Source organism: Veillonella fallax, from assembly GCF_020687175.1.
GTDB classification, from domain to species: domain Bacteria; phylum Bacillota; class Negativicutes; order Veillonellales; family Veillonellaceae; genus Veillonella; species Veillonella fallax.
The window spans coordinates 47,989-54,844 of the sequence record NZ_JAJEQD010000014.1; the positions used below are offsets into that span (position 1 = coordinate 47,989).

Annotated in this window: 5 protein-coding genes; all 5 read right to left on the reverse strand. The window is 34.7% G+C overall.

Features of this window, described 5'->3' with window-relative positions; genetic code table 11:
* Positions 1–2: 2 nt before the first annotated feature.
* Positions 3–1,175 carry a phosphopentomutase gene (locus LKD20_RS07430; RefSeq protein ID WP_227721331.1) on the reverse strand — a complete coding sequence of 391 codons (1,173 nt, stop codon included), beginning with the start codon at positions 1,173–1,175 and terminating at the stop codon, positions 3–5.
* A gap of 21 nt (positions 1,176–1,196) precedes the next feature.
* A complete protein-coding gene (locus tag LKD20_RS07435; RefSeq protein WP_227721332.1) occupies positions 1,197–1,730 on the reverse strand; it encodes an NUDIX hydrolase in 534 nt (177 codons plus the stop codon).
* A 178-nt stretch (positions 1,731–1,908) separates the two neighbouring features.
* Entirely contained in the window at positions 1,909–3,831 is a 1,923-nt protein-coding gene (locus LKD20_RS07440; protein WP_227721333.1) for an OLD family protein, read from the reverse strand.
* A gap of 159 nt (positions 3,832–3,990) precedes the next feature.
* Positions 3,991–4,440: a dUTP diphosphatase gene (gene dut, locus LKD20_RS07445; protein ID WP_024066377.1), complete on the reverse strand. Its 450-nt coding sequence runs from the start codon at positions 4,438–4,440 to the stop codon at positions 3,991–3,993.
* A gap of 10 nt (positions 4,441–4,450) precedes the next feature.
* Positions 4,451–6,520: a polyribonucleotide nucleotidyltransferase gene (locus tag LKD20_RS07450; protein ID WP_227721334.1), complete on the reverse strand. Its 2,070-nt coding sequence runs from the start codon at positions 6,518–6,520 to the stop codon at positions 4,451–4,453.
* Between the last annotated feature and the right edge of the window lie 336 nt (positions 6,521–6,856).

The window sequence follows — 6,856 nt, forward strand, 5'->3', positions numbered from 1 at the left end:
AATTATTTACTAAGTTTCTCTAAAAACGATGTTCCAATGCCCCATTGTTTCAGTTCAAAGTTTTCTAATATGGTTTCCCCAATATCTGCAAAGCTTTTTCTATCGCCTAGGTCTATAGACCCATTCATTCGTGGACTATATCCAAGAATAGGTACTAATTCACGGGTATGATCTGTCCCCTTCCAGGTTGGATCATTACCATGGTCCGCAGTGATAAGCAATAAATCATCATCATTGAGCATTGGTATTAGCCCACCAAGTTGGTAATCAAAATCTTCAATAGCTCGTTTATAGCCTTCTACATTTCTGCGATGACCGTAAAGGCTATCAAACTCAACAAGATTAACCATCATAAGACCGTAATCAAATGTAGCCCCTAATAGATAGGGAACCATATTCATGCCATGGGCATTAGATTTTGTAGGATAACTTTCATCCCAACCAACATGGGCATAAATATCTCCAATTTTACCGACTGCTACAGTTGGAACATCCGCATCTTGTAACTCTTGTTGTACCATTTTTTTCTCCGGCATGCGACTATAGTCATGACGGTTAGATGTGCGTACAAAACTACCAAGTTCACCTACAAATGGACGTGCGATAATACGACCTACATAGTAATCTCCAACGCAAACCTTATCACGGGTAATTTGGCATATACGATATAGCTCATCTAAAGGGATTTCATCTTCATGGGCTGCAATTTGAAATACCGAATCTGCCGAGGTATATACAATAGGTTTTCCCGTTTTAATATGCTCCGCACCTAGACGTTCAATAATTTCTGTACCAGATGCAACTTCATTACCTAAATAACCATAGCCCGTTTCCTTTGTGAAAGTATCCATTAATTCTTTTGGAAACCCTTCGTAAAAGGTTGGAAATGGAACGGTAACAGGATGCCCCATCATTTCCCAATGGCCACTAGTCGTATCTTTACCGGTGCTGAGCTCCGCCATACGACCAAAAGCACCGTTAATGCTTTCACCGGTATCAGCAATATCGGCAATATGTCCGAGTCCTAAGGATTTCAAATTTGGGCAATGAATTTTACCTGCTGTTGATTCAATATGACCTAATGTATTAGAGCCTTCATCACCAAATTTTGCAGCATCTGCGGCATGACCAATACCTACAGAGTCCATAACTAATAGGATAATTCGTTTAAACATATATCCTCCTATTACGTACTATTATTTGAGGTACGGCATAGCAAGCATAAGCGCTGCCAAAGATTTGCTATCCTTAATTTGCTCCGCCTTGATAGCCTCTAATAATTCAGGTAAAGTAAAATACTCAAGTTCCACGTATTCATCTGGATCCCAATTAGTTTCGCCCATAGTAAGATCTTTTGCTAAATATAAATGTAGTACTTCATTACAGAAACCTGGGCTTGTTGCAATAGTGCCTAATGGAATCCATTGTTTCGCACGATACCCTGTTTCCTCTGCTAACTCACGTTTAGCACAGTTTAGAGGCTCTTCATTAGGATCAAGTTTTCCTGCAGGAATTTCAAGTAAAGGCTGTTGCAAAGCATAACGGAATTGGCGTTCCATTACAATCTTATTATCTTCAGTAACAACCACAATAGCTGTAGCACCAGGATGATGAACAACCTCACGCCACGCTTCATTACCATTTACATCAGCTATATCATAAGTAACTTTAATTAGTTTACCATCGAATTTCATTTCGCTGGACTTTTGTATTTCTTTGCTAATTGCCATAATAGCCTCCTTATAGTTCATACATATCATGATACCACAGAGAGAGTTAAATATATATTAATCATTAGCGTAGAATTACTATTTATAAACTCATATCCTAAAAGTGAGTATATATAAATATAGCTCGTTTAAACTGTATAAATTTATAATAGTTTTCAAACTAATCACTCACTAAAATTTAATTTTCACTAATTAACTCATTGAATTCTTTAAAATACCTTTCTATTAAAAGTTTACGTAAATCAGCATCTTTAGAAACTCTTTGAATCGCCTTAACTAAGTAATTAGAGTCCAATTCTTTATTAGCAAGGCCTTTACTTAATTGAGACTTTAATGAAGAAATCTTTAAGAATTCATTATAATCTTTACTATCAATAATTGAGTTAATTTTATCTTCATAAAACTTAAATAAATCTTTTTCTTTTAATTCATCAAACCACTTATAAAACCCCTCTGTGATAGTTTCCATATCTTTTTCATCGCTAATTCTAAAAGTAGTGATTTGTTCTTCAATATAATATTTTACATTTTGTGATACAATTTTATCTTTATTAGATTTTAGTAAGTCAAATGCTTTATTTTTAAAATCTACTATTTTTTCTTTAGTACCGATTTCGTCTTCATACAAACTAACTATACTTTCTAAAAGTTCATCACATAATAAAGCCATTTCAATTTCATTAAAAGGAAGCGTAAAAATTTTATCTTTTAAATAATCATCAATTGTCTCTTCAGATAGAAAATCATGATCTATAATCCCTACAGCATTATAGTATCCATTCAATAAGCTTGAGTTAAATTTTCTAACATATTGAATTACTTCCCTATGACCTCCTACGGGGTAAACAAAAACTTTATCTGAAAAAAGCGCAGAATAGAATGAATAATCAGAGACCTCACCCACATTTCCTTCACAGAATAAAATTGTTTTCTGAGCGCCTAATAAACTTATTATAAGCTCTTTTGGAAGTAAATTATCTTGAAATTCTACATCTTTCAAAACCCAATTATTAGGGTATATATATTCTACACACCAAATTAATTTAGCTAATTTTCTTGACATAATAAAATCAATATTATGAGATAAATATATAAATTTACAATCTGGTCTTATTTCTTCTAAATAATTCCATAATCTATTAGCAACAGATGTATTCAAAAATATTTCAGGTTCATCAACAATAATATAACTATTCTCTGATGCTAAAATTACATGTAAAATATAGTATAAAGATACCTTTTCACCATCACTCATTGCATTAACATTATAGATATTATTATCCTTTAAAATATCAATACACCTATAATCAGAGTTTATCTGCACCTGAACTCCAGGGATTATATTAGCTAAAATATTATTTACTTGAATCAATAAACTATTTTCTGGTCCCTCAATAGATTTTTTATAATAATAATTTAATCCTTTTTTCACTTCTTCATTACAAAAAGTAATTATTAACTTAGAAAAAATAGATTCTAAATGGTTCAAAACATCGTCTACATATTTTGATTCTCTTAGTTCACCAATATAGTTTCTATATTGAACTTCGCCTAAAGTTCCACGATTCATACTTAATGAGTTCAAATCATGCAATGGTTTACAAACTAAATATTTTTGTGCAGGTATAACGACAATATTATCACTAAATGAATTCTTAATAAAACTAGCAAATGAAGATTTACCTGAACCATTTTTACCTACAATTACAGTATTTTGATTTCCAATACGGCATAAATAGCGTATACTTATTAGTTTTTCAAGGTAACTTTCTAAATTATTAAAAATAGATTTATACTGATAGTAATAATCATCATAATCCCTAATCTCTATATTATTAGAAATATTTTCTTCACAGTTGTTGATTATAATATCAAAATTGTCTTTTGTTTGATTAATTAATTTATCTAAAGCAGATATTGGAGTTGAAGAATTATAAATATCTAAAATCATCGTTATCTCTTTTAAAGCTTGTCTATATTGTTCATTGATGACATTTATATCTTCATGATTGGTTAAATTATTAGTACTTATAATTTTGGGAATATAATACTCAAGTTGTTTTTTTGCGTTTGTTAAAATCTCTATGATATTTTCATTCATATTTATTTCCTTATTATATATAATATCTTATAATTTAATACTCTTATAAAAATATATTTATTATATTCTTCTTTATAGATTAATAATAACACAATAACTAAAAAGCCGCCCAACATCAGTTGAGCGGCTTTCACCATTCTATTTAGAATTGTATGTTGTTTACATAGCACCAGTGCTACCAATACCACCTGTACGAATGCCTGTAGCATCGTCATCGTTAGTGATAAGGTATTTTGAGAAGATGCCTTGCGCTACGCGTTCACCTTTTTCAAGGGAAACTGTTTCTTTACCATAATTGAGTAAAGCGATCATGATATGACCTTCATTGTCCTCATTATTATAGTAATCGCTGTCGATAATGCCTGTGCTATTTACAAGTGCTAGATGGCGTTTAATGGCCATACTAGAACGAATGTGAATGGCAAGGTATTCATCGTATGCCATGAAAGCTTTAATACCTGTTGGCACTAATACTACTTGACCTGGTTCTAAAGTAACAGCTTCAGCGCATTCAATATCATAGCCTGCGCTTTCTGTTGTTTTACGTGTCGGTAAATTGATATCTTGTTCTTCAAAAGCAGAAACTACTTCAAAGCCACGAATATCCATGTAACACCTCTTATTTTAAACAATCTTTACGGGATAAGTTGATACGGCCTTGTTTATCGATTTCGATAACTTTTACCATAATCTCATCGCCTACATTTACTACGTCTTCTACATTTTCAACGCGTTCTTTCGCAAGTTTGGAAATGTGTACAAGACCTTCTTTACCTGGTAATACTTCTACAAAAGCACCGAATGCCATCAAACGAGTTACTTTACCAAGGTATACTTCACCTACTTCAACCTCTTTAGTAAGGTTTTCAATAATTTGTTGTGCTTTAGCAGCACCATCTTGATCTACAGAAGCGATGAATACTGTGCCATCATCTTCGATGTCGATTTTTGCACCTGTTTCGTCAATAATACCACGAATTACTTTACCGCCAGAACCAATTACATCACGAATCTTATCTGGATCAATTTTCATTGTAATAATACGTGGAGCGTATTGAGACATTTGTTGACGTGGTTCAGCAATTGTATCAAGCATAATACCCATAATATGCATGCGGCCTTTATGAGCTTGTTCTAATGCTTCATGAAGAATTTCACGGGATAAGCCGGAAATTTTGATATCCATTTGAATTGCTGTTACACCTTTTGCTGTACCAGCCACTTTAAAGTCCATGTCGCCAAGAGCATCTTCCATGCCTTGGATATCAGTTAAGATTGTGTAGTGTTCACCTTGCGTTACAAGACCCATTGCGATACCAGCTACAGGAGCTTTAATAGGTACACCAGCATCCATCAAGGATAATGTGGAACCACATACGGATGCCATGGAGCTAGAACCGTTAGATTCCAACACTTCAGATACTAAGCGCAATGCATATGGGAATTCTTCTTCACTAGGAATAACAGGTACTAATGCACGTTCAGCCAACGCACCATGACCAATTTCACGACGACCAGGCCCACGGGAGGAACGAGTTTCACCTACGGAGAAGGATGGGAAATTATAGTGGTGAATATAACGTTTTTCTGTTTCTAAACCAATGCCATCAATTGTTTGAGTTTCAGACAATGGTGCTACAGTGGCAACGTTCAATACTTGAGTTTGACCACGTGTAAATAAGCCAGAACCATGTGTACGAGGTAATATACCTGTACGGCAAGAGATAGGACGTACTTCATCAAGTTTACGACCATCTGGACGAATTTTTTCAACAGTAATCATATGACGCACGATTTCTTTTGTCATAGCATCAAATGCTTTATTTACATCCGCCAAGTTATCTGGGTAGATTTCTTCAAAGTGAGCTAACACATCGGCACGCACTTCACTTTCTTGAGCATCACGTTGTTGTTTATCTGCACAACGAACTGCTGCATCAAGTTTATCATGACCATAAGCGCGAACTGCATCAGCGATTTCAGCAGGTACGTCTTTGCTTTCGAATACGCGTTTTTCCTTGCCCACTTTAGCTTTCATGTCTTCTTGGAAAGCTACGATTTTTTTGATTTCTTCATGAGCTGCCATGATAACTTCAAGAATAGTTTCTTCTGGAACCTCTTGAGCACCACCTTCAACCATGAGGATAGCATCTTTTGTACCAGCTACAACAATGTTAAGATCTGTTGCTTCTAATTGTTCTTTTGTTGGGTTTACAACAAAAGAACCGTTGATGCGACCCATGCGAACGCCTGCAATAGGACCATTCCAAGGAATATCAGAAATAGATAAAGCAGCGGAAGCGCCAATCATACCACAGATTGCAGGATCACAATCTTGATCAACGGACATAACAGTTGCTACTACGTGTACTTCATTACGTACACCTTTATCAAATAATGGACGAATAGGACGGTCAATCAAACGGCTATTCAAAATCGCAGATTCAGGTGGACGTGCTTCACGTTTAATGAAGCCACCTGGTAAACGACCAACAGCGTACATTTTTTCTTCATAGTCTACTGTAAGTGGGAAGAAGTCGATATCCTTCGCCTCTTTAGAACCTGTAGCGGTAACGAGTACACGAGTATCACCGTAACCAACCATTACGGCACCGCCAGCTTGTTTTGCAAGTTCCCCAGTCTCGATCGTAAGCGTACGACCAGCTAGGTCCATTTGGAATTGTTCCATTCCTATTCCTCCTAAAAATCTTCTTATATGTATACCTTCTTATTATATATCATCAGTTAAAAATAAGCTATTTTTTAACTTATTATAATATACGTTAGTTCATTTTATTATGATATACTTATCACGTTGCTAACTCCTAATCTGGCAACAGAGAGGAGGTGTTTTCGTGATAGATTATTTTGTTTCCCTTATTATCACTATCATAGGTGGTGTAACTTGCCATTACATCATCAAGTGGCTAGATAGTAGATTTAAATAGGGGTTATAGGACAAAACGTGTTGGTACTTTAATCCCAATCATTGAAAGATAATTTGTCATAGTTATGCAAATCACCC